Genomic DNA, 25,634 nt, shown 5'->3' on the forward strand with positions numbered 1-25,634 from the left:
GAGTTGAAGCGCTTCCCCGGACTCGCCGCCCTGCTCGCGGCCGCGACCATCGCCCTCCTCCCCACCACCGCGACCGCCGACGTCACCTACCCCGACCCACTGCCCCTCACCGGCCAGCAGATCATCCACGACCCCACGGTCCACCAGCTCAAGAACGGCCAGTACGTCGCCTACTCCACCGGCGGCATCATCGGCGCCCGCCTCTCCACGAACCTCCGCGACTGGACCGACGCGGGCAACGCCTTCACCACACCCCCGAGCTGGTGGTACGACTACAACTCCACCGCCGACCCCTGGGCCCCCGACCTCTCCTACCGCGACGGCCGCTACTGGCTGTACTACGCGGTCTCCTCCTGGGGCACCAACCACTCCGCGATCGGCGTCGCCACCTCCCCGACCGGCCTCCCCGGCACCTGGACCGACCACGGCCCCGCCTTCACCTCCGCCACGACCGACTCCTGGAACGCCATCGACCCGACCCTCGTCCGAGCCGACGGCAAGCTGTGGATGGCGTTCGGCTCGTACTGGACCGGCATCCGCATGGTCGAACTCGACCGGAGGACGGGCAAGGCGATACCGGGCGCCCCGGTCGCCCACCTGGCCACCCGCCCGGACGCCCCCTACGCCGTCGAAGGCGCCTCGATCCTCCACCACGGCCGCTACTACTACCTCTTCGCCTCGTACGACGCCTGTTGCGCGGGCGTGAACTCGACGTACAAGATCAGAGTGGGCCGCTCGACGACGGTGACGGGCCCGTACGTGGACAGCACGGGAACACCGATGCTGGAGGGCGGCGGCGTCCTCCTCCTGGCCTCCCACGGCCGCTACATCGGCCCCGGCGGCGAGTCCACCTTCCGCACCCACGGCAAGACCTGGCTGGCATACCACTACTACGACGCCGAGGACAACGGCACCCCGAAGCTCGGTCTCAACCCCCTGAACTGGACAAAGGACGGCTGGCCAGTGCCCCTTTAGGGGCGCGGGGCTGTGTCCATTTGCGGCTCCGCCGCGTGGGCGCGAGCAACCACGACCCACCCGCACCCGCCCACGAAACACAAGGCACCCACCCCCGAAAGGCGAACATTGCGCACCGCCCGCTTCACCCTCGACCCCGCCTTCACCACCGGCGAAGTCAACCCCCGCCTCTTCGGCTCCTTCGTCGAGCACCTAGGCCGCTGCGTCTACACCGGCATCTACGAGCCGACCCACCCCACGGCCGACGCCGAAGGCCTCCGCACGGACGTCCTCGACCTCGTCCGCGAACTCGGCGTCACCACCATCCGCTACCCCGGCGGCAACTTCGTCTCCGGCTACAAGTGGGAAGACTCCGTCGGCCCCGTCGAGGACCGCCCCCGCCGCCTCGACCTCGCCTGGCGGTCGACGGAGACCAACCGCTTCGGACTCGCCGAGTACATCGCCTTCCTGAAGAAGGTCGGCCCGCAGGCCGAGCCCATGATGGCGATCAACCTCGGCACGCGGGGCGTGGCGGAGGCCCTGGAACTCCAGGAGTACGCCAACCACCCCTCCGGAACCGCCCTCTCCGACCTCCGCGCCGCCCACGGCGACAAGGACCCCTTCGGCATCAAGGTCTGGTGCCTGGGCAACGAGATGGACGGCCCCTGGCAGACCGGACACAAGACGGCGGAGGAATACGGCCGCATCGCCGCCGAGACCGCCCGCGCCATGCGCCAGATGGACCCGTCCGTGGAACTGGTCGCCTGCGGTTCCTCCAGCCAGTCCATGCCGACCTTCGCGGAGTGGGAGGCGACGGTCCTCGCGGAGACGTACGACCTGGTCGACTACATCTCCCTGCACGCCTACTACGAGCCCCAGGACGGCGATCTCGACTCCTTCCTGGCCTCCGCCGTCGACATGGAGTCGTTCATCGAGAACGTGGTCGCCACCTGTGACCACGTGGGCGCCAGGCTGAAGTCCCAGAAGAAGATCAACCTCTCCTTCGACGAGTGGAACGTCTGGTACACGTCGAGGTGGCACGAGATCGAGAACTCCGCCGCGCGGGACTGGGCCGAGGCCCCCCGCCTCCTGGAGGACAACTACAGCGTCCTGGACGCGGTGGTCTTCGGCTCCCTCCTCATCGCCCTGCTCCGCCACGCCGACCGCGTCACCGTCGCCTGCCTGGCCCAGCTGGTCAACGTCATCGCCCCGATCATGACCGAGCCCGGCGGCCCGGCCTGGCGCCAGACGACGTTCTTCCCCTTCGCCCAGGCGTCGCGGTACGGCAGGGGCCAGGTCCTGGACGTCCGGGTCGACTCCCCGACCCACGAGACGAAGAAGTACGGCGAGACCGACCTGCTGCACGCCACCGCCGTCCGCGCCGACGACGGCACGGTCACCGTCTTCGCCGTGAACCGCAGCCGGACGGAACCGCTGCCGCTGGACATCGCCCTGAACGGCCTCGACCTGACGCAGGTCACGGAACACAGCGTCCTCGCGGACGCCGACCCCGACGCCCGCAACACCTTGGCGGAACCGGAGCGGGTGACCCCTCATCCCGCCGAGGGCACGACGCTGACCGCCGGTACACTCAACGCCGTCCTCGAGCCCCTTTCCTGGAATGTGATCCGACTGACGTAGGGGTCAACGCGCCCCGTCAGGGGCGCTGGGGGTGCCCCCGGCCGGAGGCTGGGGGAGGAACTGCGCGAGCAACCACGTACAACCCGCTGTCAACGGCCGGGGGAGACCACCGAAGTCACCGGAACTCCCCCCGCCGCACTCCCCAGCAACTCCAGCCGCACAACCCCCGGCCCGACCTCGCTCGTCCCATCCGAAAGCACGGCCAGCGCCAACGTGTTGGAACCCCGGGTCCGCAGAATCCCGTTCGGCAGCACGAACGTATGCTGCGGCCCCACGTCATTGACGTACTGCCCGAGGTTCCACCCGTTCAAGAAGATCTGCACCCGATACGCCCGCGCCGGATCGTCCTCCAGCACCAGCCCCACCGACGCGTCCACCCCGCCCGGCACGGACAGCCGGAACCCGGTCCGGTACCAGGTGACCCCCATCCCCTGGTCGGCGCGGGGAAACGCGGCCGCCTCCCACCCCGCGTCCGCGAACCCGGGCAGGTGCCAGCCCTCCCGCTCCCCGTACAACCCGCCGTTGTTCTGCGGCCCCCGCACCGGATCCGGTGCCGCGGCCCCCTGGATCCGCCAGCTCACCTTCGGCGTGACGCCCTTGAAGGAGACGGCGGTCAGCCCACGCGCCACCTTGTGCGTGTCCAGCGACCCGCCGTCCATGTCGTGCTGCATCCGCCGCACCAGCACGGACAGCACGTGCCCCGGCTTCTTCCGCCGCTTCTTCTTCAGCCCCTCGGCGGAGAACTCGGCCGTGGCCGCCCAGCTCCCCTTCCGTACCGTCTTCGCATCCGGCACCGGCATCCGGTGCGAGCCCAGCGGCACCCCGTCCAGCCAGGCCATCAGCAGGCCCTGGGTGCCCGTGCTGTAGGCGAGCGAGACCGACTCCAGGTCCGTCAGGTCGCCCTCCACCCGTCCCCGGTACCAGACGTCCCCGTAGTGGAAGCCGTAGTCGTCGGCGAAGAGCACCGGCTGACCGGCCGGGACGGCCGTCGTGCTGAACGACGTCTTCTTGTCGGCGGCCGTCCACGCCGAGTCGTCGAAGCCGGTCGCGGCCTCGGGGTTCTCGGCCTTCCGCCGCCAGCCGGCGAGGACCGGCAGCGCCGGCCGCGGCGCCGCCGGCATCTCCGACAGGGCGACCAGGCTCTCCGAGACGGTCACCCGCGTCGGTACCGGCTGCCCGTTCCAGGTGACCGAGGTGATCCCGCGGGGCCCCCAGACCTCCACGCCGCTCGTCCCGACGATGTCCCCGGTGAGCTGGACGGCCGACCCGTCGAGCTTCGCGTGGCGCAGCAGCGCCGGGCCGTAGACCAGGAGCGTGCCGGACGGGGTGTCGTACGGGAACAGCCGTACGGAGGTCGCGTCGTCGGCGAAGAGGAGGAGCAGCGGAGTGTCGGACTCGCCGCGCTGGACCAGGACCCGGGTGAGTCCGCCCTGCCCGAGCGGAGCGGTGACGTGCAGGACGCCCTGGTCGTAGACCCAGGCCGCCTCGGCGTCGAGACGCTGGACGAACGGCTCGGTCGGGCACTCCAGCACGAGGTGCGCCATCTCGCCGTAGCGGCCGGTGAACAGGGCGATGTCCTGGCGTCCCGCGGTGAGCACGAACATCGGCTGGGCGGTGCAGTAGCGCAGCTTCCGCTTGCCGAGGGAGAGGCCGGTGGTGACGAGTTTGGCGTCGTGGGCCGCGACGGTCAGCTCGACGTCGTCGCCGTCGGCGGTCCGCAGCGTGGAGGTGACCTCGTCGGCGCCGTCGTTGCGCAGGACGTAGACGTGCGCCTGGGTGTCGGGGTTGGTGAGGTGGTACGCCTTCAGTCCGGCCACGTGGACGTCGGCCGCGCGGTCCAGCTTCGCGAAGTCCGGGACGCGCTGCAGGAGATGGCCGAGCTGGTGCATCGGCGCGATCTTCGTGGTGACGTTGCGGGCCTCGTCGATGGCGGCGCCGTAGTCGTACGACGTGTAGACGACCGGCGCCGGCAGCCAGCCCCAGGTGGTGCCGCCGTAGGTCATGTAGACGTTGTGGAGGGTGAGGCCGTTGGCGAGGTTGGTGAGGTAGAAGCGGCGTTCGTAGGCCGCGTCCCGGGTGCGGCGGGACTCGGCGTACCCCTTGCCGCCGAACTCGACGCCGCCCCACGGGTCGAACCAGCCGCCCCCGTACTCCGGCACGAACCCGGGCGTACGCGGGCTGGCGGTCGCGCCGCCCTTGAGGCCGCCGATCCCGAAGTCGCCCCAGTCCGGCGGGGGCTGGGAGGGCGACGGGTAGCCGTCGAAGCCGTACAGCCACTTGCCCTTCTCGCCGCCGGTGTCGAAGGAGCCGGGGATCCAGTAGCCGTTGCGGCCCTTGTCGTTGTGGAAGAGGGGGACGTGGATGCCGTCGGCCCGCACCTTCCGGTAGAGGTGGGACATGTAGGCGGGGCCGCTGGGGTCCGTGACGTGGCCGTCGTACTCGTTCTCGATCTGGTAGAGGAGGACGGTGCCGCCGCCGTCGGTGTGCTGGTGGCGGCGGACGATGCGGTTGACGGCCGTCAGCCACTGGTCGACGTGGCCGAGGTAGGTGGGGTCGGTGCCCCGGGCGGCGCCCTCGGTGGCGGTGAGCCAGCCGGGGAAGCCGCCGGCGTCGACCTCGGCGTTGATGTAGGGGCCGGGGCGGACGATGACGTACAGGCCGGTCTCGGCGGCGGTGTGCAGGAACAGGTCGAGGTCGCGGACGCCGGTGAAGTCGTACGTGCCGGGCGCGGGGGAGTGGTAGTTCCACGCCACGTAGATGCTGACGGTGTTGTAGCCGTGCGCTCGCATCTTCTCCAGGACGTCCCGCCACAGGGACGGGCTCGGGAGGCGGAAGGGGTGCATCTCGCCGGACCAGACCACCAGCCGCCGCCCGTCCACCACGAGGGAGTGGTGGTCGTAGCCGATGGTGTGCCGCTGTCCGTCGGCTCTCGGCGCGGCCGGTGCCGGGCCGGTCGGCACGCTGCGTGCCGCGTAGGCCGCGGGCGCCCCGGGGCCGCCGCTGCCGCCCAGGGCGAAACCGAGCGCGGCCGAGCCGGCGAGGGCACTGAAGGTACGTCTGCTGAGCGCCAAGGGATCCTCCCGGGCGATCTTACGGGGCGCGGGTGCGGCCATTGTCCACGGGAGGACGCCCCACAATGGACGCATGAGGATCTCGGCACGAGCGGATTACGCGGTACGGGCGGTTCTGGAGCTCGCCGTACGGCAGGGTGAGGGCCCCGTGAAGGCGGAGGAGATCGCCGGCGCCCAGGACATCCCGCACAAGTTCCTCGAGGGCATTCTGGGTGACCTCCGGCGCGCCGGGATCGTCGACAGCCGGCGGGGCGGGGGCGGCGGCTACCGGCTGGCGCGGGAGGCGTCCGCGATCACCGTGGCCGACCTGATCCGCGCGGTGGACGGCCCGATCGTCTCGGTGCGCGGCGAGCGCCCGACGGGGCTGGCCTACACCGGCACCGCCCAGCCGCTGCTGCCCCTGTGGATCGCCCTGCGCGCCAACGTCCGCAGGATCCTCGAAGGTGTCACGGTGGCGGACATCGCGGCGGACGCCCTGCCGGAGCCGGTCCGGGCGCTGGCGGCGGAACCGGCGGCCTGGGAGAACCCCTGAGCCTTCGGCGAGGTGTGAAATCCGGCGTTGTGAATGGCCGGAGTTCACCCTGACCGGTTCGCGTGGGGCTTCCTACGATGCGAGCGCCCCGGCCTTCACAGGAAACTCACAGTTTCTTCAAAGATGAACTACGGACGGCCGCGGGTGCAACCCCCCACCCGATCACCGAACCGGAGAAACCATGGGATCCAGGAGGCACGGACTCCTGCTCGGCGGAGCGCTCGCCGCGCTGCTCACCACCGGGCTGCCCGCTCAGGCCCAGGCCTCGTCGTCGCCCGTCTTCGACGACCCGCCGCCGGACAAGATCGTCATCAACGTCGCCACGGTGAACGGCTCCGGCTGTCCGCAGGGGACCACGGCGGTCGCCGTGTCCGAGGACAACGAGGCCTTCACCGTCACCTACAGCGCCTACCTCGCCCAGGCCGGCGGCAACTCCGACCCGACCGTCTTCCGCCGCAACTGCCAGCTCAACCTGGTCGTCCACGTGCCGGGCGGCTTCACCTACGCCATCGCCAGCGCCGACTACCGCGGCTTCGCGTCGCTCCAGCCGGGCGCCACCGGCACCCAGCGGGCCTCGTACTACTTCCAGGGCTCCTCGAACACCGCGTTCGCCAACCACCCCTTCACCGGCCCCTACAACGACAACTGGCAGGCCACCGACACCACCGACTGGGCCCAGCTGGTCTGGGCGCCCTGCGGGGTCCAGCGCAACTTCAACATCAACACCGAGCTGCGGGTGAACGCCGGGAGCGCGAACCCCGGCAAGGTCAGCTTCATGACCATGGACTCCACCGACGGCGAGATCAGCACCGTCTACCACCTCGCCTGGAAGCAGTGCCCGGGCAAGTAGCCCGCCGGCCCGAGTCCGGCTCGCCCCGGCGCGACGCGTCCCGGTGACGGGACCTCGCGCCGGGGCGAGCCCCTGCCCGCTCAGGCCTTGCTCACCGCCGTGGCCCGGAACGTGTTCCGGTAGGCCTGCGGAGAGACCCCGATCGCCGCGTGCAGGTGCTGCCGCAGCGACGTGCCCGTGGCGAAACCGACCTCGGCGGCGATGCGGTCGACCGACAGCTCGCTGGTCTCCAGGAGGTCGCGGGCGCGCCGTACCCGCTGCTGGATCAGCCAGCGCCCGGGGCTCGTCCCCGTCTCCTCCTGGAACCGGCGGGCGAAGGTGCGCCGGCTCATCCGGGCGTGCTCGGCCAGCTCCTGCAGAGCGAGCGGCCGTTCCAGGTTCTCCAGGGCCCACGCCCGGGTGGCCGCCGTACCCGTGGCCCCCTCGTCCGGCACCGGCAGCTCGATGTACTGCGCCTGGCCGCCGTCCCGCCACGGCGGTACGACACACTGCCGGGCCACGCTGTTGGCGACCGCGCTGCCGTGGTCGGAGCGCACGATGTGCAGGCACACGTCGACGCCGGAGGCTGCTCCCGCCGAGGTCAGGACGTCCCCGTCGTCGATGAACAGCACATCCGGATCCAGCGCCACCTGCGGGAACATCCGCCGGAACCGCGGCGCCAGCGCCCAGTGCGTCGTCGCCGGCCGCCCGTCGAGCATCCCGGCCGCCGCGAGCGCGAACGCCCCCGTACAGATGGACACGATCCGGGCCCCGGGCCGGATCCGCGCCAGCGCGGCGGCGACGGGCGCGGACAGCTCCTGTGAGATCCGCGCCATGTCGTACGGCGGCACGACCACGGTGTCCGCACTCTCCAGCGCCTCGGGCCCGTGCCCGACGGTGACGCTGAAGTCGGCGCTGGTCGCCACCGTACGGTCCGCCGTCGCCGCGCACGTCACCACGTCGTAGGCACCCGGCACGCAGGGAAAGACCCGGTTCGGGATCCCGAGCTCGAAGGGGTAGACCCCGTCGAGAGCGAGCACGACGACGCGGTGCGGGCGGCTGGGCATGAAGTCGATGTCGGCGGACATGGCACGATCCTATCGCTCACGGCCTATCCTGCCATCGGAAGGGTGACCCTACTCAGCGGGGGCTTGATGAAACTGCTCCTCACCGACTCCGGTGTCCGGAACGAAAGCATCCGGGCGGCGCTGGTCGATCTCCTCGGCAAACCGATCGCCGAGGCCGACGCCCTCTGCATCCCCACCGCCGGCTACGGAGGCCCGTACGGCGATCCGGGCGGCCCGTGGCATTTCGTCAGCGGCCGGTCTCCCAGTCCCATGACCGGGCTGGGGTGGCGGTCGGTGGGCGTACTGGAGCTCACCGCACTGCCCGGCATCGACAGGGAACGCTGGGTCTCCTGGGTCCGGGCGGCGGACGCCCTGCTGGTGAACGGCGGCGACGCGCTGTACCTGTGCCACTGGATGCGGGAGTCCGGACTCGCCGGCCTCTTCCCGTCGCTGCGCGACACGGTCTACGTGGGGCTCAGCGCCGGGAGCATCGCGCTGACGCCCCGCGTGGGGGAGTTCTTCGTCGGCTGGGAGCCGCCCGCCGGCGACGACGGCGCGCTGGGAGTCGTCGACTTCTCCGTCTTCCCGCACGTGGGCAGCCCCGACTGCCCGGAGAACACCATGGCCGCGGCGGAACGGTGGGCCGCCGGGATGGCGGGTCCGGCGTACGCCATCGATGCCCAGACGGCCATCAAGGTGACCGACGGCGGCGTCGAGGTCGTCTCCGAAGGGAACTGGAAGCTGTTCGACTAGCCGTCGACGGGCTTTCCGAGGCGGATCCGGGTGTCGCAGCCGATGTCCTCGTGGTGCGTGGTGGAGCCCTGCCGGTACTCGTAGCGGCAGTTGGTCAGGTCACCGTGCACGGTGCCGGTCACCTTGATTCGGGCCTCGTAGTAGAGGTGCGACAGGGTGTGCGCCGGGATCCGGAACGAACTGCGCTTGTGGGCGAGGGCGTGGTCGTCCGTGACGCCTACGGGTGTCACCCCTGTGGGGTGAGGGCCGGCGCCGTCGCTGACCACCCGGTAAGCCGCGATCCGCAGCCCGGCCGGCACATGGACGATCTTCCCGCTGAGGACGGTGAGCGGCTTCCCCGACGCGTTCTCCATCTGCGGCATGTTCACCCAGTACTCCTTGCCGACCTGGGTGTGCTCGTACCCGACCGGGTTGCTGCTCTTCCCGGCACCTTCCAGGGCCGTCCCCCGCCCTCGGAGCACAAGGTGAGGGCGGCGACGCGCAGCGCCCTTTACTCGGGTCGCGGAGGCGCGACCATGCAGGAGAAGCTGGCGGCCCCACGGTCACTTTCCGGCGTGCGTAAGGAAGTCGGCCCAGGCGTCGGGGGAGACGGCGAGCCGGGGGCCCTGGGGGTTCTTCGAGTCGCGGATGTGGATGGTGGTGGGATGGGTGGCGACGTCGACGCAGTCGCCGGAACCGCTGATGCTGTAGATGGACTTGCGCCAGGAGAGGGCCACTTCGACGCAGTCGCCCTCGCTGCCGCTGCTGTAGCTGCTCTTGAACCAGGTCGGTTCGGACGTGCTCATAGCGCTCCTCGCATCTGCTCCAACAGAGCCCTGGAGTCCCGGAGGTTGAGGGCCTGCGCGCGCAGTTTTCCATATCGCTGGTGGAGGACGCTGATCTCCTTCGGATCGGCGATGAGGCGGCCGTTCTTTTGCCCTTCCGAATAAGCGAACCATTGATTCTCGGGGGTCTCAAGCAGCTGCAACGGGCCATCCAGGCCAGCGTGCGTGGGCTGCCGCAGCGGCATGACCTGGATCTCCACGTTCCGGTGGTGGCCGATCGCCTCCAGCAGGTGGTCGAGCAGCTCTCGTGTGACGCCGTCGCCGCCAGTTCGTCGCTCCAGCACCGCCTGTTCGACGATGAAGCTGAACGCGCACGGTCGCTCCCGCCGGGTGGACAACAGATCCTGTCGGGCCACGCGCGCGGCCACCCGATCGTCCAGTTCCTGATCGTTGGGGATTGGCGGCACGCTCAGGAAGACCGCCCGCGTGTAGGCCTCCGTCTGCAACAGGCCCGGCACGACTCGGCATTCGTACGTGTACAGCGTGATCGCGGAAGCCTCCATCCGCGCCCACCGCCGAAACCACGCCGCCAACCCGGGCTGCCGGGCCACATGCCCCGCCGCCCGCCGTAAGGCCCCCGTGTTGCCCAGGGCCTCCTCCGCCGCCTCCACGAAGGACTCGTCCGGCATGCGGCGGCCCAACTCCACGGACGCCACCGTGTGTTTCGAGAACCGCACCCGTTCCCCGAACTCCTCCCGGCTCAGCCCGGCGTGTTCGCGCAACGCCTGGACCACCGCCCCGAAGGTCCGCAGACTGTCCGACGACTCCGGCTCCGCTCCATCGCCCACGTAGCCCACCTCCCGGCCCCATGGTGACGGCGAGTCACCGGTACGGTCCAGTCCGTGACCGCGTACGCGGGCCCGGCGTACGCGGCTCTCACCTGGAGAACCGCCCGTTCCAGGCGGCAGATTGGGGGCATGGACGCACCCCCCACCACCGTCACCGTCAGTCGAACACTCGCCCAGCGGCTCAGTGGCACCCCGCGGGGTGCCCGGCTCGCGCGGCATCTCGCCGTCGCCCAGCTCCACGCGTGGGGCGGTCGGTTCGCGGCGGCGGAGGTGATCGACAAGGTGTCGGTGATCGTCGGGGAGTTGGCCGCGAACGCCGTGACGCACGGGCGCGTGCCGGGGCGGGACTTCGAGCTGCGGCTCTCGCTCGTGACGGGGAGCGTGCGGGTCGAGGTCACCGACACGCGGGCCGAACGGCGGCCGCCCGGCCCCCGGGACGTGCGGCCGCCGGGGCCGCTGGACGCCGGGGGGCGCGGGCTCGTGCTCGTGGACGCGCTGGCCGACCGGTGGGAGGTGCTGGAGCGGGACTGCGACGGCGCACCGGGCAAGACCGTACGGGCCGAGGTGGACCTGCCGCTTCGTCGCAGACCCTGAGCGGGCCCGGGGTGCGCGTGCCCCCGGGGCCCGGGGGAGGTCAGGTCGAGACGCCCAGGGTGAGGGTGCCGGTGTAGCCGGCGGACGTGGAGCCGGTGACGGTCATGAGGCCCGACGAGGCGCCTCCGTCGTCGTAGACCCCGTCCTGGGCGAGCGTCGTGCGGGTGACCGTGTTGGTCGAGTAGGGCGAGACCTTGGCGACCGCCGTGGTGATCGTCTCGTTGATGAAGAGCTGGCCCGTGTGCAGGGTCGAACCGCCGGTGAAGGAGCCGTCGGAGGTCAGGGTGACGCCCGTGTGGACCTTCACGTGGATGTGGACGCAGCGGCCCCGGTACCAGCCCGGGTAGATGGTGGTGATGTTGGCGACGCCGCTGGAGTTGGTGAGGACACCGCCGCGCAGGAAGGTGCCGTCGTCGGTCTCGCTGTGGCCGTTGGCGCCGACGTAGCCGGAGTACTCGCCGAGCGCGTCGGCGTGCCACACCTCCACGAGGGCGTTGGGGATGACGGTGCAGGCGGAGTTGACGACGGTGAGGGCGAGGTTGAGGGTGATGCCGGACTTGCCCTCGGTGATGTCGGAGCGGACCAGCGCGCCGTCGAGGTAGTAGGGGCCTTGGGTCTGTTCCTCCGTGAGCGTGCAGACCGCCGCCGCGGCGGCCGGCCGGAGGTCGGGGGCGGCGGCTGCCGCGGGGGCCTCGGTCGAGACCGCTGCGCCTACGGCCAGGGCAGCGGCGGTCGTCCCGGTGGCGACGAGTACGGTACGGCGGCCGACGGAGCGGGCGCCATCTGAGGTGTCTGTCATGAGCACGGCACCGTAGGAACGGCACCTGTCGGCGAGCTGTCAGTTCCGTAAAGCGGGCATCCGTCAAGTCCCGTGTTGAGACAGGTGAGTTGACGCGTGATGCCGGTGAAGACCGTTGACGGCAAAACGATTCGATTCTACGGTCCGTCCGAATTGACGATCGTTGTGCGATATCCCGAACGATGCAAAAGGAGGCCCAGCGTGCCCCGCACCCGCACCGCACTCCTCGCCCTCCCCGCCGCGATCCTGCTCGCCCTGGTCCCGACGAGCGCGTCGGCCTACCCCGACCCGGGCACGGTCGCCGGCGACGTCGTCGTCCACGACCCGACGATGGTCCGTACCTCCGCCGGCCGCTACCTGCTCTACTCCACCGGCGGCGGCCTGGCCTACAGGACCTCCACCGACCGTGTCGCCTTCACGGCGGGCTCCGACGCGTTCACCACCAAGCCGGGCTGGTGGTCGACGTACGCCACGGAGGCGTGGGCGCCGGACATCTCCTACCGCGGCGGCAAGTACCTGATGTACTACGCCGTCTCCACCTTCGGCTCCAACACGTCGGCCATCGGGCTGGCCGGTTCCACCACGGGCCTGCCCGGCTCCTGGTCGGACTACGGCATCGTCTACACGTCGAACTCCGCCAGCGACTACAACGCCATCGACCCCAACCTCTTCGTCGACGACGACGGCACCTGGTGGCTGTCGTTCGGCAGCTGGTGGACGGGCATCAAGATGATCCGCATCGACCCGTCGACCGGGAAGCAGTACGCGGGCAGCACCACCCGCTACTCCCTCGCCGCGCGCCCCACCGGCAGCAAGGCGGTCGAGGCGCCGTACATCGTCAAACGCAACGGCTACTACTACCTCTTCGCCTCCTACGACCTGTGCTGCCAGGGCACGAGTTCGACGTACAAGGTGAAGGTGGGACGGGCGACGTCGGTCACCGGGCCCTACTACGACAAGAGCGGCGTGGCGATGACCGGCAACGGCGGCACGGCGGTCCTGGAGTCCCACGGCAGTGTCATCGGCCCCGGCGGCGAGTCCGTCATGAACGACGTCGACGGCGACCTGATCGTCTACCACTACTACGACGGCAACGACGGCGGGACCCCCAAGCTGGGCATCAACCTGCTGGACTGGAGCTCGGGATGGCCGGTGGCGTACTGAGACGTCACCCGCACGTCGCCCGGACGAAGCGTCCCCGGCAGTTGGCGTTTCCCCGGTGGCACAGCCTGCGTTGATAGCGTCCGCGTACCCCGTCCCCATGCCGTCCGACCGAGAGAGACCTGATGTCCCCGACGATCCGCAGGGCCGTGATCCCCGCCGCCGGACTGGGCTCCCGCCTGCTGCCCCTGACCAAGGCCACGCCGAAGGAGATGCTCCCGGTCGGTGACAAGCCGGTGATCGAGCACACCGTGCGGGAGCTGGTGGACTCCGGGATCACCGACATCACCATCGTCGTCTCGGGCGGCAAGAGCCTGATCCAGGACCACTTCCGGCCCAACCCGGCCCTCGTCGAGCAGCTGCGCAGCGACGGCAAGACCGCCTACGCGGACGCCGTCGAGGAGGTCGCCGAGCTGGCCCGCAAGGGCCACATCACCTACCTCGACCAGTACGGGCCGTACGGCAACGGCACGCCCGTGCTGAACGCCGCCCGTTCCTTCGGCGACGAGCCCGTCCTCGTGCTCTGGCCCGACGACGTGTTCGTCGCCGAGGTGCCCCGCGCCCAGCAGCTGATCCGCGCCTACGAGCAGACCGGCTGCCCGGTGCTGGCCCTGCTGCCGATGGACCCCGCCGACTCCCAGCGCTACGGCGTGCCCATCGTCAAGGAGGACCTCGGCGACGGCCAGCTGCGCATCACCGGCCTGGTCGAGAAGCCCGCACCGGCCGACGCGCCGTCGCCGTACGCGGCCATCGGCGGCTATGTCGTCACCCCCGGCATCATCGACGAGCTGCGCGAGCAGACCCGCCGCTGGTACGAGCACCGCACCGGCGAGGTGTACCTCACCGACGCCATCAACGCCTACGCCGGCAGCCGGGCCGTGTACGGGCAGGTCATCCAGGGCCGCTGGTACGACACCGGCAACCCCGCCGACTACCTCGTCGCGCAGATGGCCTTCGCCCTCGCCCACCCCGAGTACGGGCCCGTGCTGCGCGGTCTGGTCAGCAAGCTCGACGAGGGCGGGAGCGAGGGCGAGTTGCAGGGCGACGTGCGGCGTACGGTATGATCGTTTCAGAGCTGGTCGCCGTAACTCACGGTGGCTGGTGCTGCGTTGGTGGTCCAAGGAAAGACGCCCCGCTTCCTGCGGGGAAATGCAGGTGCAAGGCCTGCCCGGCGCTCGATCCGGTGCCCGTCCGCATTCGATGCGGACGGGCACCGTGCCGTTTCCCCCGGTTTTCGGCAGCTCTCGTCACCTCAGGCAACCCTTTAGGGGTAATTAGTCCGCTTCTTCCCCTTATGTAAGGGATGCGGCTGATAGGAAACCTTCTGGACAGAAGGCAACTCCAGGGGCGGGGAATGACAACAGCACAGGTCGGTGTAGTGATCGTCGGCGCCGGCCCGGCGGGGCTCGTACTGGGGAACCTGCTGCTGGACCGGGGCATCGACTGCGTGATCCTGGAGCGGCGCGACCGTGCCGCGGTGGAGGGCAGGGCCCGCGCCGGATACCTCGCGGCCCACTCCGTACGCGTGCTGAAGGAACACGGCCTGGCCGGCGGGCTGTCGGCCCGCGGAAAGACCCACACCACCTGTCTGTTCCGCAGCGACCGCGGCGAATTCACCCTGGACTACGGCAAGTCGGGCCTCGGTGAACCGCACACCGTCTACCCGCAGCAGGAACTCGTACGGGACCTCGTCACCGAGTACCTGCGGCGCGGCGGGGAGATCCGGTTCGGCGCCGAGGCCGAGGAAGTGGCCGAGGAGTTCGCGGCGGCCCGGGTGCGGGTGCGCGGCGGTGCGGACGTCACCGGGCGGTACGTCGCCGGCTGCGACGGGCACCGGGGGATCGGCCGCGCCGCACTGACGGCCCGCGGCACCCGGACCGCCCGCCGGGACCACGGAGTCTCCTGGCTGGCCGTGCTGGTCGCGGCCCCGCCCAGCCTGGCGGCCGTCGGATACGCCCTGCACGAGCGCGGGTTCGCCGGCCACATGGCACGCACGGACACCGTCACCCGGTACTACCTCCAGTGCCCGCGCGGCACCGATCCCGCCGACTGGAGCGCGGACCGGATCTGGACGGAGCTGGCGACCCGGCTGCGGACCGCCGAGTTCGGGCCGCTGCGGCACGGCCCCGTCCTGGAGAAGGCGGTCGTCGACCTGCGCTCCGACGTCCTGGAGTCCCCGGGCACCGGACGGCTGTGGCTGGCCGGCGACGCCGCCGGACTCATCAGCCCCTCGGCCGCCAAGGGCGCCAACCTCGCCGTCCTCCAGGCCGAGTTGCTGGCCCGCGCCCTCGAAGGCGCGCTGGTGCACGGCGACGGGACCGGCCTCGCCCGCTATGCCGCCGACTGCCTGCCCCGCGTCTGGCGGGCCCACGAGTTCTCGCACTGGATGAGCGGCCTGCTGCACGGCCCGGCCGGCGAGGACGACGAGGCCCGCTACGGGCGTGCGCTGCAGTACGCCCGCCTGGAGAGCCTGCGCACCTCCCGCGCCCACCAGGACTTCTTCGCCGAGAACTACACCGGCATCTGACCCCCGGGGCGTATCGGCCCCGGTTCTTCCTGCCCCACGATCATCGGGAATTCTTCATGAACCTCTCCGTCGTACAGGCATGTCTGACGGAAACCGACCTGGACCGGATCCGGTGCGCGGCCGACCACGTCCGCGACCACGACACGGACCAGGTCCTCGCCGGGCTGCTGCCCGGCCTGACGGCCGACGAGCGGGCCGACGCCGCCCGCCACCTCGGCTACGACCACACCGCCGTACTGGTCTTCCCCGCCGCCCTCGACGGGCTCCGTGACGAACTGCGCGGCGCCGGCCTCGACCCGGGCCCCGTCACCCCGAGCGTGGTGGTGCGCGGACGGCTGGCCCGCCGCTACGGCGCCGCCCTCGCCGACAGCCCGGTCGGGATCGTGCACGTGCCGGTTGCCGGGCGGACCGTGGAGATCTTCGCGCTGCCCGTGCCGCCCGGCTCCCCGCTGGAGGCGGTGGCCGCCGACGAGCGGACCAACGGCCACGAGTCGCACCACGCCTTCGCCGTGACTGCACCGGGCCAGGTGATCCCCGCCGGACTGCGCACCCTGCTGACGGAACGCGGCGGCGCGGTCCCGGACGGCGGCGGCTACAACAACCACGAGAACGTCACCGTGCTCTACTTCCGCACCACCGACCACCGGCGCTTCGAACTCCGCCTCCCCGGCCGCCAGGAACCCCTCCCCGACCCCACGCTCGCCCTCCTCGGCGTCATGACCGGCGCCTGGGCCACCCAGGCCGTCCGCACCATGGCCGAACTGGGCATCGCCGACCACCTGGCCGCCCACCCCGCCCTCGACACCACCACCCTCGCGAGCCTCACCGGCACCGACGCCGACGCCCTCCGCCGCCTCCTCCGCTACCTCGCCACCCTCGGCCTGCTGACGTCCTCCCCCGACGGCACCCACCACCTCACCGCCCTGGGCGAACCTCTCCGCACCAGCGCCGAGCACTCCCTCCACCCGCTCGCACTGCTCTACGGCGGCCCGTTCTACGACTCCTTCGCCGGGCTCCCGTACGCCGTCAGCACTGGGAAGGAAGCTTTCGCCCACCGCTACGGCGAGCACCACTTCCCCTACTTCGCCGCCCGCCCCGAACTCGGCGACCTCTTCCACCGGGCGATGGCGGCGAGCGCGGAGATGTTCACGCCGGTACCGGACCTCGTCGACTTCTCCGCGGTACGACGTGTCGTCGACGTCGGCGGCGGCAACGGCGCGCTGCTCGGCCGCATCCTCCGCGCCCACGGCCATCTGGACGGCGTCCTGCTGGAACGCCCCGAGGCCCTGGCGGCGGCCCGCCCGGAACTGGCCGACCTGTCCGGCCGCTGCACGTTCCTCGCCGGGGACTTCACGGAGGGCGTCCCGCCCGGCGGCGACGTCTACCTGCTCTCCCGCGTCCTGCACGACTGGACCGACGACCGCTGCCGCACCATCCTCCACCGCTGCGCGGAGGCGATGCGCCCGGGCGCCGAACTCCTCGTGGTGGAACGCCTCCTGCCCAGCGGCACGGCCGCGGCCTGGGACCTGCACATGCTGTGCAACGTGGGCGGCCGGGAACGCGATGAGCCCCACTACGGCCGCCTCCTGGAGGAAGCAGGCTTCAAGCCGACGTCCTGCCACGCCTTGCCCCTGGGAGCCGCGCTCCTACGGGCCACGCGCAGCTGAACGCTCCGCTGGCTCCGGCCGTTCGTTTCCCCGCGGGCCGGTGGGGGCCGATCGCGCAGTTCCCCGCGCCCCTGACGGGGCGCGGCGCTCCGTTCGTCCACCGCGGGCCGGTGGGGGCCGATCGCGCAGTTCCTCCGCCCCTGAAGGGGCGCGACCAGCCACGGTGACTGGTGATGCCAGCGGGATCAAGCGCCCCGAAAGGGGCGCGGGGAACTGCGCGACCAGCCACGATGGTGGTGCACCCGGCAGCGCACCGGACCCCTGCGGCGGCTAGCCGGCCTGTCCCATCCCCGCCGCGTTGGGCCAGCTCTGGGCGTTCGGCCAGCCGGTGGCCGGGGCGGGGGCCAGGTTCGGGGCCGGGGGCGCGGGGGCCGTCATGCCTCGTACCTGGGCGGCCGTGAGACCACCACGCGCGGGGACCCCGGGCGGGGTCGGCCCGGCCGGGGCCGGGGGCTGCATCTGCATGGGCATCGGGGCCGGGGCGGGAGCCGGTGCCGGTGTCATCGGAGTCACCGGCGCCATCATCGGCTGCTGCATCTGCTGAGGCTGCTGCATCTGCATGGCTGCCGCCGGCATCGGCATCCCGACGCCCTGCTGCGCGGCGACGGGGAGCGGCATGCCGACACCGGCGGCGGGAGCGGCGGCGAGCCCCGGGACGGGCCCCGCGCCGACGGCCTGCGCGAGCTGGATGCCCGCCCCGTTGGTCTCGCTCACCAGGCGGTCCACCGCCGCCGTACCCGAGCTGTAGCTGGTCCCGGTGCTCAGCTCGGGCACGGCGGCTCCCCTCCTGGTCCCGTAGAGCACCTGTTCCATGGCGGACACCAGGCGACGCACGTCCACTTCGGGGCGCACCACGAGACGCAGGAAGCGGCTGGAAGAGCCGATCTTGTTGCCGCACTCACGGACCAGGATCCGGTGCTCGGTGAGCATCCGGTCCCGCACCACGGTGCCTTCGGCGCCGACGGGAAGGCGCACGAAGAGGAAGTTGCCCTGCGAGGGGTAGACCGTCAGGCCGGGCAGGGTGGCGAGCTGGCTGGCCATCTCCAGCCGGTCCTTGCGGACCTGCAGCAGGCTCTGCGCGTACTCGGCGCCGTGCTCCTTGAGCATGAAGACGACGTACTCGGCGAACGCGTTGAGGTTCCACTTCGGGAGCATCGAGCGGACCTTGCCGGCCAGCGAGGGGTTGGCCACCATGTAGCCGAAGCGGATGCCGTGCAGGCCGAAGTTCTTGCCGAGGCTGCGCAGGACTATGACGTTCGGGCGGAGCATCGCCTCCTGGACGACGCTGGGCTCGGCCTCGGCGTCGGCGAACTCCAGGAACGACTCGTCGACGACGATCAGGTCCAGGTCGGCCATGGCGTCCATGAACTGCACGAGGGCCTGCTTGTGGATGAAGCCGCCGTCGGGGTTGTTGGGATTGCAGATGACCGCGACCTTGGTGCCCCGCTTGCGGATGAAGTCGGCGTACTGCGCGAGGTCCAGCGCGAAGCCGTTGGACTCCTGGAGCGGGAACATGTCGACGCGCTTGCCGGTCTCCATCGGCTGGTCGGTCCAGCGGCCGAAGGTGGGGACGGGGACGGCGAGGGACTCGCGGACCAGCAGGTGGTCGATCCAGGTGATCAGCTCGGTGGACCCGTTGCCCATGGCCACGGCCTGCGGCGGGAGCTGGAGGAGGTTGCAGAGCTCGGCGGTGATGGTGTCGGCGCTGCTCGGGTAGAAGGTGATGATGTCCTTCAGCCGGGCAGCCATCGTTTCCATCATGGCCGGGGTGGGGAAGTAGGGGTTGCAGGGAATGCAGAAGTCGACCGGGCCGGTTCCGTCGCCCCCCTCGCGTGCCAGCGCCGCCATCGACGGGCTGTGCGCACCGCTGCGGAACAACGAGGTGACGTTGCCGGCCATTTAACCTCCGTATGAGGCGGGCCCGATGGGGACGTCCGGGCCCGTCGTCTTGGGCGGCCCGCGCGGGGGAGCACGGGCCGCCCTTGAGTACGGGGGCGGGTGCGGCGCTGTTCAACCGGTGTGAAAAAAGTGTGAGTTTACGTTTCTTCCCCGGCGTGGGCGCGACCAGCCCCTTACCGGCCGCGCCCACGCGCCTCAGGCGTCGAACGAATGAACCGTCCGCGTCCTGTAGACCTGCCCCGGCCGCAGCACCGTCGACGGGAAGTTCGCGTGGTTCGGCGAGTCCGGGAAGTGCTGGGTCTCCAGGCACAGCCCGTCGCCCTGCCGGTAGGTGCGCCCGGAGGTGCCGATGAGGGTGCCGTCGAGGAAGTTGCCCGAGTAGAACTGCAGTCCCGGCTGGTCCGTGGCGATCTTCAGGGTGCGGCCGGAGCGCGGGTCGCGCAGCGTGGCGATGTGCTCCGGCTTGGCCGTGACGCCTTTGTCGAGGGCCCAGTTGTGGTCGAAGCCCTTGGCCTGCACCTGCTGGGGGTGACCCGCGCGGATGTCCCGGCCGACCGGCTTGCCCTTGCGGAAGTCGAAGGGGGTGCCGGAGACCGTGGCCAGCTCGCCCGTCGGGATCAGGCCCGAGTCGGTGGGCGTGTAGCGGCCGGCGGCGATGGTCAGCTCGTGGTCCTCGATCGTGCCGTTGCCCTCACCGGCGAGGTTCCAGTAGGTGTGGTTGGTGAGGTTGACCACGGTCGCCTTGTCGGTGGTGGCCTCGTAGTCGATGATCCAGTCGCCGTGCCGGTTCAGCGTGAAGGTCACCTTGGTCTTGAGGGTGCCCGGGTAGCCCATCTCGCCGTCGACACTCGTGTAGTGCAGGTGCAGGCCGACGTCCGAGCCCGAGGTGAAGCCCTCGATGTCCCAGACCTTCGTGTTGAAGCCCTTGGCACCGCCGTGCAGGCTGTTCACGCCGTCGTTGACGGAGAGCTGGTAGGTCTTGCCGTCGAGGGTGAACTGTCCCTTGGCGATCCGGTTCCCGTACCGGCCGATGGTCGCTCCGAAGAAGGTGGTCCCGGCGACGTACGCGGCGAGGTTGTCGTAGCCGAGCGACACGTTGGTGTACCTGCCGTGCCGGTCGGGGATCTCCAGGGACTGGATGATGCCGCCGTAGGAGAGGACCTTGAGGCGGGTGCCGCCGTTCTCCAGGGACCAGCGGTAGACCTTGGTCCCGTCGGCGAGGGTGCCGAAGAGCTCCTTCACCGGCTTCCTGCCTCCCGAGGCGGCCTCGGCGGTACCCGTGCCGAGGGTGGTGGCGGCGATACCCGCCGCCGCGGCTCCTGCGATGACCGTGCGTCTGTTCAGTTCCATGTGCGGCTCCCACAAAGGTGGGGCCCCGCCTTCCGGCGGGGCCCGAGCGACTTACGAACCGGACTTGCGCTTGTTCCACACGTCGAAGCCGACCGCCGCGAGGAGGGCGAGGCCCTTGATGACCTGTTGCCAGTCGGTGCCGACGCTGAGGAGGTTCATGCCGTTGTTCAGCACGCCGAGGACGAGACCGCCGATGATGGCACCGAGGATGGTGCCGACACCGCCGCTCATGGAGGCGCCGCCGATGAACGAGGAGGCGATCGCCTCCAGTTCGAAGCCGTCGCCCGCCTTCGGCGAGGCCGCGTTCAGCCGGGCCGCTACCACCAGGCCGGCCAGGGCCGCGAGCACGCCCATGTTCAGGAAGACGTAGAAGGAGACCTTCTTGTCCTTGACGCCGGACAGCTTGGCCGCCGGCAGGTTGCCGCCGATGGCGTAGATGTGCCGGCCGAAGACCGCGTTGCGCATCACGTAGCCGTAGCCGACGACCAGCGCGCCCAGGACGATCAGGATGATCGGGGCGCCCTTGTAGCTGGCGAGCAGCATGGTGAGGACGAGGATCGCGGCGACCAGCGCGGTCAGCTTCAGCAGGAACAGCCGGGTGGGCGGCACCTCCAGGGCGAACTCCTGCTGGCGGCGCCGGTCCCGGAACTCCTGCCAGACCACGGCGGCGATCAGCACGATGCCCAGCAGCAGCGTGATGTTGTGGTAGTTGGTGTTCGGGCCCACCTCGGGGAGGAAGCCGTTGCCCAGGTTCTGCAGCCCGTTCGGGAACGGGCCGATGGTCTGGCCCTGGAGCAGGATCTCCGTCAGACCGCGGAAGAGCAGCATTCCGGCGAGGGTGACGATGAACGACGGTATGCCCAGGTAGGCGATCAGGAACCCTTGCAGCGAGCCGGCCACCGCACCCATCACCAGGCACAGGATCAGCGCGACCGGCCACGGCACGCCGTGGTTGACCGTCAGTACGGCCGCGAAGGCGCCCACGAACGCGGTCAGCGAGCCGACCGAGAGGTCGATGTGCCCGGCGATGATCACCATCATCATGCCGATGGCCAGGATCAGGATGTAGCTGTTCTGGAGGACCAGGTTGGAGACGTTGCGCGGCAGCAGCAGGTCGCCGTCGGTCCAGACCGCGAACAGGGCGACGATCAGACCGAGCGCGATCAGCATGCCGTACTGGCGCATGTTGCGGCGCAGCCCGTCCAGGACCAGCTGGAGCAGGTTCCCGTCGGCGGCCGATCCGCTCTTGCCCGGCGGCGCGGGCGCCGGGCTCTTGGCGGTGACATCCGTGCTCATCGCGTTACCTCTTTGTCCTTCGTCATATGGCGCATCAGCACTTCCTGCGTGGCCTCGGCCCTGGGCACCTCACCGGTCAGGCGGCCCGCGGCCATGGTGTAGATGCGGTCGCACATGCCGAGCAGTTCGGGCAGCTCGGAGGAGATGAAGACGACCGCCTTGCCCTGGGCGGCGAGCTGGTCGATGACCGTGTAGATCTCGTACTTGGCGCCGACGTCGATGCCGCGGGTCGGCTCGTCGAGGATCAGCACGTCCGGACCCGCGAAGATCCACTTGCTGAGGACGACCTTCTGCTGGTTGCCGCCCGACAGCTTGCCCACCGGTTCGAAGACCGTGGGCGCCTTGATGTTCATGGACTTGCGGTAGCCCTCGGAGACCTGCCGCTCCTCGTGCTCGTCCACGATCCCGCGCCTGGCGACCTTGTTCAGCGCGGTCAGCGAGATGTTGCGGTTGATGGTGTCGATGAGGTTGAGGCCGTAGTGCTTGCGGTCCTCGGTGACGTAGGCGATGCCGTGCCGGACCGCCTCGGCGACCGACTTGGTACGGATCTCGGTGCCGTCCTTGAGGACCGTGCCGCCGTCGTAGCGGCCGTAGGTCCGCCCGAAGACGTTCATCGCGAGTTCGGTGCGGCCGGCGCCCATCAGGCCCGCGATGCCGACGATCTCCCCGCGCCGGACGTGGATCGACACGTCGTCGACGACCTTGCGCTCGTGGTCGATCGGGTGCCGCACGGTCCAGTCGCGGATCTCCAGGGCCGGCGCCGCGTCCTCCTCGCCCTCGTAGGGGGTGCGCTCGGGGAAGCGGTGGTCCAGGTCGCGGCCGACCATGCCCGCGATGATCCGCTCCTCCGTCGTCTCCTTCGACTTCACGTCGAGGGTCTCGATGGAGTGGCCGTCCCGGATGATCGTCACCGAGTCGGCGACCCGGCGGATCTCGTTGAGCTTGTGCGAGATGATGATCGAGGTGATGCCCTGGTTCCTCAACTCGAGGATCAGGTCGAGGAGTTTGCCGCTGTCCTCGTCGTTCAGAGCCGCGGTCGGCTCGTCGAGGATGAGCAGCTTCACCTTCTTCGACAGCGCCTTCGCGATCTCCACCAGCTGCTGCTTGCCCACGCCGATGTCGGTGACCCGGGTCTCCGGGTGGTCGTCGAGACCGACCCGGCGCAGCAGCTCGGTGGCGTGCCGCAGGGTCTCCCGCCAGTCGATGAACCCGCCCTTGGCGTGTTCGTTGCCGAGGAAGATGTTCTCCGCCAGCGAGAGGTACGGCGACAGCGCCAGCTCCTGGTGGATGATGACGATGCCGCGCTGCTCGCTCGCCCGGATGTCACCGAACTTGCAGAGCTCACCCTCGAAGAGGATGTCTCCCTCGTAACTGCCGTGCGGGTGGACGCCGGAGAGGACCTTCATCAGGGTCGACTTGCCGGCGCCGTTCTCCCCGCAGATGGCGTGGACCTCGCCCTGGCGGACGGTCAGCGTGACGTCCGACAGCGCCTTGACGCCGGGAAAGGTCTTGACGATCGAGCGCATTTCCAGGACGGGTCCCGCCATGGTCTGCCTTCCAATCAGTGCTTGTCGATCAGGGGTCGGCGGATTACTTGAGCTCGGCGTCCGTGTAGTAGCCGCCCTTGACCAGGACGTCCTCGTAGTTGGTCTTGTCGACGCTCACCGGCTGCAGCAGGTAGGCGGGCACGACCTTGGTGCCGTTGTCGTACGTCTTGGTGTCGTTGACCTGCGGGGTCTTCTTGTTCAGGGCGTCGTCGACCATGGTCGCGGCGACCTTGGCGAGCTGCCGGGTGTCCTTGTAGACGGTCTGCGTCTGCTCACCCGCGATGATCGACTTCACCGAGGCCAGCTCGGCGTCCTGGCCGGTGATGACGGGCAGCGGCTGGCTGCCGGAGCCGTAGCCGTCCGACTTCAGCGCGGCGATGATGCCGATCGAGATGCCGTCGTACGGCGAGAGCACCGCGTCGACCTTGGCGGACTTGTACGAGGAGGTGAGGATGTCCTCCATGCGGGACTGCGCGGTCGCACCGTCCCAGCGCAGGGTGGTGACCTTGTTCAGCGCGGTCTGGCCGGACTTGACCACCAGCTGCTTCTTGTCGATGTACGGCTGGAGCACGCTCATCGCGCCGTTGAAGAAGTACTTGGTGTTGTTGTCGTCGTTCGAGCCCGCGAACAGCTCGATGTTGAACGGGCCCTTCTTGCCGCTGTCCAGGCCCAGCTTGTGCACGATGTACGTGCCCTGCTCGACGCCGACCTTCGTGTTGTCGAAGGACGCGTAGTAGTCGACGTTCTTCGTGCCGAGGATCAGGCGGTCGTACGCGATGACCGGGATGTTGGCGTCCGCGGCCTCCTGGAGCACGTTGTTCAGCGACTTGTTGTCGATGGCCGCGATGATCAGGCCCTTGACGCCCTGCGTGATCAGGTTCTCGATCTGCGAGACCTGGGTGTCCGGGTTGTCCTCGCCGTAGACCAGGCTGGTCTTGTAGCCCTTGGACTTCAGGTCCTTGACGACGTTGTTGCCGTCGTTGATCCAGCGCTCGGAGGACTTGGTCGGCATCGCGATGCCGATGGTGCCGCCCTTGGCGCTGCCGCTGCTCTCCTTGCTGCCGCCTTCGCTGCTCTGGCCGCAGGCGGACAGCGTCAGGGCGAGCGAGGCGGCCCCGGCTATGAGGGTGAGGGCGCTTCTACGAGTGCGCATGTGATCGGTCCCTGTTCTTCTCGTCGTTGAGAGGTTTCAAGCAAGGTCAGTTGAAGCGCGCCCCATAGGGGCGCGGGGCTGCAGTTGATGTGCGGCTCCGCCGCGTGGGCGCGACCAGCCACCGACGGCCTGCAGTCCCCATCGCTCATTCAGCGGCACCCTCGACGGGGAACCGTCGGAGAGCTCCCGGCAGCCGCGACCCCAGCGGCGCCATCTCCCCGTCCGCCCCGTGCCGCGCGAGCAGGTCCAGGGCGAGCCGCCCCCGCCGCACCCGCTCCTTGGCGGTGCTGAGGGTCACGTCCCGCAGGTGGTTGCCCCACGGGTAGATGCCGGGGGCCTTGGACAGACCGAACTTCAGGTACACCGGCGCGCCGCGCCGGATCAGCTCGGCGACCTCGTACATCCGGATGTAGCCGCCGAGGTCGTCGGGAGCCTCGATGTACATGTCCATGGGGGCACCCGACACCCGCCGGATCTCGGTGAGGTGATCGAGCGTCAGGTCGCTCGGCACGTTGATGGAGTCGGCGCCCAGGTGCTCGAAGACGGAGTACGAGGCGGGGTTGACGGGACCGACCAGCGCCGAGACCTTCAGGGTCGTGTCGGCCGGGATGATCCCCGACTGCCGGGCCCGGTGCAGCGTCCACAGCACGCCCTCGTCGGCGACCAGCAGGCACTTGACGCCCAACTCGGTCGCCCGGACCGCGTCCTCGACGCAGCCGGCGACGGCGTCGTGGCCGCGGGCACGCAGTCCGGCCCCCCGCGAGTCGGAGCGCACCGAGCCGCCGATGTCCCAGGTGCCGCGCGGGCCGGTGAACAGGCAGAGCTCGATGTCCCGTTCGTTCGTCGCCTCGACCATCTCGGTGATCTCGGCGTCGGTGAGCATCCACACCCCGCTGCCCTGGCTGATCCGGTGGATCGGCACGTCGAGCCGCGAGGACTCCTTGAGGACGACGGCCAGCGCCTCGGGACCCTCGCAGGAGGGGATCTCGGTGCGCCACTTGCCGCCGCCCGGGAAGCTGTGGGCGGAGGCGTCGGCGGGGTCGAGAGCGGGCGCGCCCAGGCCGAGGGCGGCGAGCGCCTGCTCACCGGGTCGGCGGGCCGCCGTAACGGAAGCGTCGGTCGTCACAAGCTGTCCTTCGTGTTCGGTATTTCGGACAAGGTTCGCGGCTCGGGGCAGAAAAA

22 protein-coding genes are annotated in these 25,634 nt (G+C 70.2%); 10 read left to right on the forward strand and 12 right to left on the reverse strand.

What is annotated here, in order from left to right; translation table 11 throughout:
- Positions 1–3: 3 nt before the first annotated feature.
- Together ACFY6U_RS36355 and ACFY6U_RS36360 are read left to right on the forward strand one after the other, a co-directional pair.
- Complete coding sequence (locus tag ACFY6U_RS36355; protein ID WP_390045189.1) at positions 4–975, forward strand: arabinan endo-1,5-alpha-L-arabinosidase; 972 nt, start codon at positions 4–6, stop codon at positions 973–975.
- A 108-nt stretch (positions 976–1,083) separates the two neighbouring features.
- Positions 1,084–2,595 (forward strand): alpha-N-arabinofuranosidase, encoded by a 1,512-nt coding sequence (locus ACFY6U_RS36360; RefSeq protein WP_390045191.1) that lies wholly within the window; start codon positions 1,084–1,086, stop codon positions 2,593–2,595.
- Positions 2,596–2,684: 89 nt separating this feature from the next.
- Here ACFY6U_RS36360 and ACFY6U_RS36365 read toward each other — a convergent pair whose 3' ends face one another.
- Positions 2,685–5,666, reverse strand: a complete 2,982-nt coding sequence (locus tag ACFY6U_RS36365) for a beta-galactosidase (protein WP_390045193.1) — start codon at positions 5,664–5,666, stop codon at positions 2,685–2,687.
- Between the two features lie 73 nt (positions 5,667–5,739).
- Between ACFY6U_RS36365 and ACFY6U_RS36370 the strand changes: the two genes are divergently transcribed.
- Both ACFY6U_RS36370 and ACFY6U_RS36375 read left to right on the forward strand, forming a co-directional pair.
- Positions 5,740–6,198: an Rrf2 family transcriptional regulator gene (locus tag ACFY6U_RS36370; RefSeq protein WP_093503415.1), complete on the forward strand. Its 459-nt coding sequence runs from the start codon at positions 5,740–5,742 to the stop codon at positions 6,196–6,198.
- Positions 6,199–6,379: 181 nt separating this feature from the next.
- Entirely contained in the window at positions 6,380–7,048 is a 669-nt protein-coding gene (locus ACFY6U_RS36375; RefSeq protein ID WP_390045195.1) for a DUF4360 domain-containing protein, read from the forward strand.
- Between the two features lie 80 nt (positions 7,049–7,128).
- Here the strand turns inward: ACFY6U_RS36375 and ACFY6U_RS36380 are convergent, their stop codons facing one another.
- A complete protein-coding gene (locus ACFY6U_RS36380) occupies positions 7,129–8,115 on the reverse strand; it encodes a GlxA family transcriptional regulator (RefSeq protein WP_390045197.1) in 987 nt (328 codons plus the stop codon).
- Positions 8,116–8,181: 66 nt separating this feature from the next.
- Between ACFY6U_RS36380 and ACFY6U_RS36385 the strand changes: the two genes are divergently transcribed.
- A complete protein-coding gene (locus tag ACFY6U_RS36385; protein WP_390045199.1) occupies positions 8,182–8,847 on the forward strand; it encodes a Type 1 glutamine amidotransferase-like domain-containing protein in 666 nt (221 codons plus the stop codon).
- Here ACFY6U_RS36385 and ACFY6U_RS36390 read toward each other — a convergent pair.
- The 3 genes from ACFY6U_RS36390 to ACFY6U_RS36400 form a co-directional block, all read right to left on the reverse strand.
- Entirely contained in the window at positions 8,844–9,308 is a 465-nt protein-coding gene (locus ACFY6U_RS36390; RefSeq protein ID WP_390045201.1) for a hypothetical protein, read from the reverse strand. The genes ACFY6U_RS36385 and ACFY6U_RS36390 overlap by 4 nt on opposite strands.
- Before the next feature lie 81 nt (positions 9,309–9,389).
- Positions 9,390–9,632, reverse strand: a complete 243-nt coding sequence (locus tag ACFY6U_RS36395) for a DUF397 domain-containing protein (RefSeq protein ID WP_390045203.1) — start codon at positions 9,630–9,632, stop codon at positions 9,390–9,392.
- A complete protein-coding gene (locus ACFY6U_RS36400) occupies positions 9,629–10,459 on the reverse strand; it encodes a Scr1 family TA system antitoxin-like transcriptional regulator (protein WP_390045205.1) in 831 nt (276 codons plus the stop codon). The genes ACFY6U_RS36395 and ACFY6U_RS36400 overlap by 4 nt, the downstream gene beginning before the upstream one ends.
- Positions 10,460–10,588: 129 nt before the next feature.
- On the opposite strand from ACFY6U_RS36400, the gene ACFY6U_RS36405 reads away from it, so the two are divergent.
- The gene (locus tag ACFY6U_RS36405; RefSeq protein WP_390045207.1) at positions 10,589–11,053 is read left to right on the forward strand and encodes an ATP-binding protein; all 465 of its coding nucleotides are present in this window, start codon (positions 10,589–10,591) and stop codon (positions 11,051–11,053) included.
- A 40-nt stretch (positions 11,054–11,093) separates the two neighbouring features.
- Here ACFY6U_RS36405 and ACFY6U_RS36410 read toward each other — a convergent pair whose 3' ends face one another.
- Positions 11,094–11,852, reverse strand: a complete 759-nt coding sequence (locus ACFY6U_RS36410; protein WP_390045209.1) for an intradiol ring-cleavage dioxygenase — start codon at positions 11,850–11,852, stop codon at positions 11,094–11,096.
- A 201-nt stretch (positions 11,853–12,053) separates the two neighbouring features.
- Here ACFY6U_RS36410 and ACFY6U_RS36415 point away from each other — a divergent pair, with 201 nt between their 5' ends.
- From ACFY6U_RS36415 to ACFY6U_RS36430, 4 genes are all read left to right on the forward strand, one after another.
- The gene (locus ACFY6U_RS36415; RefSeq protein ID WP_390045211.1) at positions 12,054–13,016 is read left to right on the forward strand and encodes an arabinan endo-1,5-alpha-L-arabinosidase; all 963 of its coding nucleotides are present in this window, start codon (positions 12,054–12,056) and stop codon (positions 13,014–13,016) included.
- Between the two features lie 122 nt (positions 13,017–13,138).
- The gene (locus tag ACFY6U_RS36420) at positions 13,139–14,077 is read left to right on the forward strand and encodes a UTP--glucose-1-phosphate uridylyltransferase (RefSeq protein ID WP_390045213.1); all 939 of its coding nucleotides are present in this window, start codon (positions 13,139–13,141) and stop codon (positions 14,075–14,077) included.
- A gap of 290 nt (positions 14,078–14,367) precedes the next feature.
- Positions 14,368–15,540, forward strand: coding sequence for a 4-hydroxybenzoate 3-monooxygenase (locus ACFY6U_RS36425; protein WP_390045215.1), 1,173 nt, complete (start codon positions 14,368–14,370; stop codon positions 15,538–15,540).
- 56 nt (positions 15,541–15,596) lie between these two features.
- Positions 15,597–17,207, forward strand: a complete 1,611-nt coding sequence (locus tag ACFY6U_RS36430) for a methyltransferase (protein WP_390045217.1) — start codon at positions 15,597–15,599, stop codon at positions 17,205–17,207.
- A 270-nt stretch (positions 17,208–17,477) separates the two neighbouring features.
- Here the strand turns inward: ACFY6U_RS36430 and ACFY6U_RS36435 are convergent, their stop codons facing one another.
- The 6 genes from ACFY6U_RS36435 to ACFY6U_RS36460 all read right to left on the reverse strand — a co-directional run bounded on the left by ACFY6U_RS36435 (position 17,478) and on the right by ACFY6U_RS36460 (position 25,578).
- On the reverse strand, positions 17,478–19,106 hold the full coding sequence (locus ACFY6U_RS36435; RefSeq protein ID WP_390045219.1) for a pyridoxal phosphate-dependent aminotransferase: 1,629 nt from the start codon (positions 19,104–19,106) through the stop codon (positions 17,478–17,480).
- A gap of 195 nt (positions 19,107–19,301) precedes the next feature.
- Positions 19,302–20,456, reverse strand: coding sequence for an aldose epimerase family protein (locus ACFY6U_RS36440; protein WP_390045221.1), 1,155 nt, complete (start codon positions 20,454–20,456; stop codon positions 19,302–19,304).
- Positions 20,457–20,507: 51 nt separating this feature from the next.
- Positions 20,508–21,752 (reverse strand): multiple monosaccharide ABC transporter permease, encoded by a 1,245-nt coding sequence (gene mmsB / locus ACFY6U_RS36445; RefSeq protein WP_390045223.1) that lies wholly within the window; start codon positions 21,750–21,752, stop codon positions 20,508–20,510.
- On the reverse strand, positions 21,749–23,299 hold the full coding sequence (mmsA, locus tag ACFY6U_RS36450; protein ID WP_390045225.1) for a multiple monosaccharide ABC transporter ATP-binding protein: 1,551 nt from the start codon (positions 23,297–23,299) through the stop codon (positions 21,749–21,751). The genes mmsB and mmsA overlap by 4 nt, the downstream gene beginning before the upstream one ends.
- Positions 23,300–23,342: 43 nt before the next feature.
- Complete coding sequence (chvE, locus tag ACFY6U_RS36455) at positions 23,343–24,452, reverse strand: multiple monosaccharide ABC transporter substrate-binding protein (RefSeq protein ID WP_390045227.1); 1,110 nt, start codon at positions 24,450–24,452, stop codon at positions 23,343–23,345.
- 145 nt (positions 24,453–24,597) lie between these two features.
- Entirely contained in the window at positions 24,598–25,578 is a 981-nt protein-coding gene (locus ACFY6U_RS36460) for a hypothetical protein (protein WP_390045229.1), read from the reverse strand.
- Positions 25,579–25,634: the final 56 nt, after the last annotated feature.

The sequence above is a fragment of the Streptomyces sp. NPDC013157 genome (assembly GCF_042899865.1).
In the GTDB taxonomy this organism is placed as follows: Bacteria; Actinomycetota; Actinomycetes; order Streptomycetales; family Streptomycetaceae; genus Streptomyces.

What these genes read in the sequence shown, in the direction of transcription:
- ACFY6U_RS36385 (WP_390045199.1), top strand. Translation starts at nt 8,182, where the DNA reads ATGAAACTGCTCCTCACCGACTCCGGTGTCCGGAACGAAAGCATCCGG.
- ACFY6U_RS36380 (WP_390045197.1), bottom strand. Translation starts at nt 8,115, where the DNA reads ATGTCCGCCGACATCGACTTCATGCCCAGCCGCCCGCACCGCGTCGTC.
- ACFY6U_RS36425 (WP_390045215.1), top strand. Translation starts at nt 14,368, where the DNA reads ATGACAACAGCACAGGTCGGTGTAGTGATCGTCGGCGCCGGCCCGGCG.
- ACFY6U_RS36440 (WP_390045221.1), bottom strand. Translation starts at nt 20,456, where the DNA reads ATGGAACTGAACAGACGCACGGTCATCGCAGGAGCCGCGGCGGCGGGT.
- mmsB (WP_390045223.1), bottom strand. Translation starts at nt 21,752, where the DNA reads ATGAGCACGGATGTCACCGCCAAGAGCCCGGCGCCCGCGCCGCCGGGC.
- chvE (WP_390045227.1), bottom strand. Translation starts at nt 24,452, where the DNA reads ATGCGCACTCGTAGAAGCGCCCTCACCCTCATAGCCGGGGCCGCCTCG.
- ACFY6U_RS36395 (WP_390045203.1), bottom strand. Translation starts at nt 9,632, where the DNA reads ATGAGCACGTCCGAACCGACCTGGTTCAAGAGCAGCTACAGCAGCGGC.
- ACFY6U_RS36430 (WP_390045217.1), top strand. Translation starts at nt 15,597, where the DNA reads ATGAACCTCTCCGTCGTACAGGCATGTCTGACGGAAACCGACCTGGAC.
- mmsA (WP_390045225.1), bottom strand. Translation starts at nt 23,299, where the DNA reads ATGGCGGGACCCGTCCTGGAAATGCGCTCGATCGTCAAGACCTTTCCC.
- ACFY6U_RS36405 (WP_390045207.1), top strand. Translation starts at nt 10,589, where the DNA reads ATGGACGCACCCCCCACCACCGTCACCGTCAGTCGAACACTCGCCCAG.
- ACFY6U_RS36375 (WP_390045195.1), top strand. Translation starts at nt 6,380, where the DNA reads ATGGGATCCAGGAGGCACGGACTCCTGCTCGGCGGAGCGCTCGCCGCG.
- ACFY6U_RS36370 (WP_093503415.1), top strand. Translation starts at nt 5,740, where the DNA reads ATGAGGATCTCGGCACGAGCGGATTACGCGGTACGGGCGGTTCTGGAG.
- ACFY6U_RS36420 (WP_390045213.1), top strand. Translation starts at nt 13,139, where the DNA reads ATGTCCCCGACGATCCGCAGGGCCGTGATCCCCGCCGCCGGACTGGGC.
- ACFY6U_RS36435 (WP_390045219.1), bottom strand. Translation starts at nt 19,106, where the DNA reads ATGGCCGGCAACGTCACCTCGTTGTTCCGCAGCGGTGCGCACAGCCCG.
- ACFY6U_RS36410 (WP_390045209.1), bottom strand. Translation starts at nt 11,852, where the DNA reads ATGACAGACACCTCAGATGGCGCCCGCTCCGTCGGCCGCCGTACCGTA.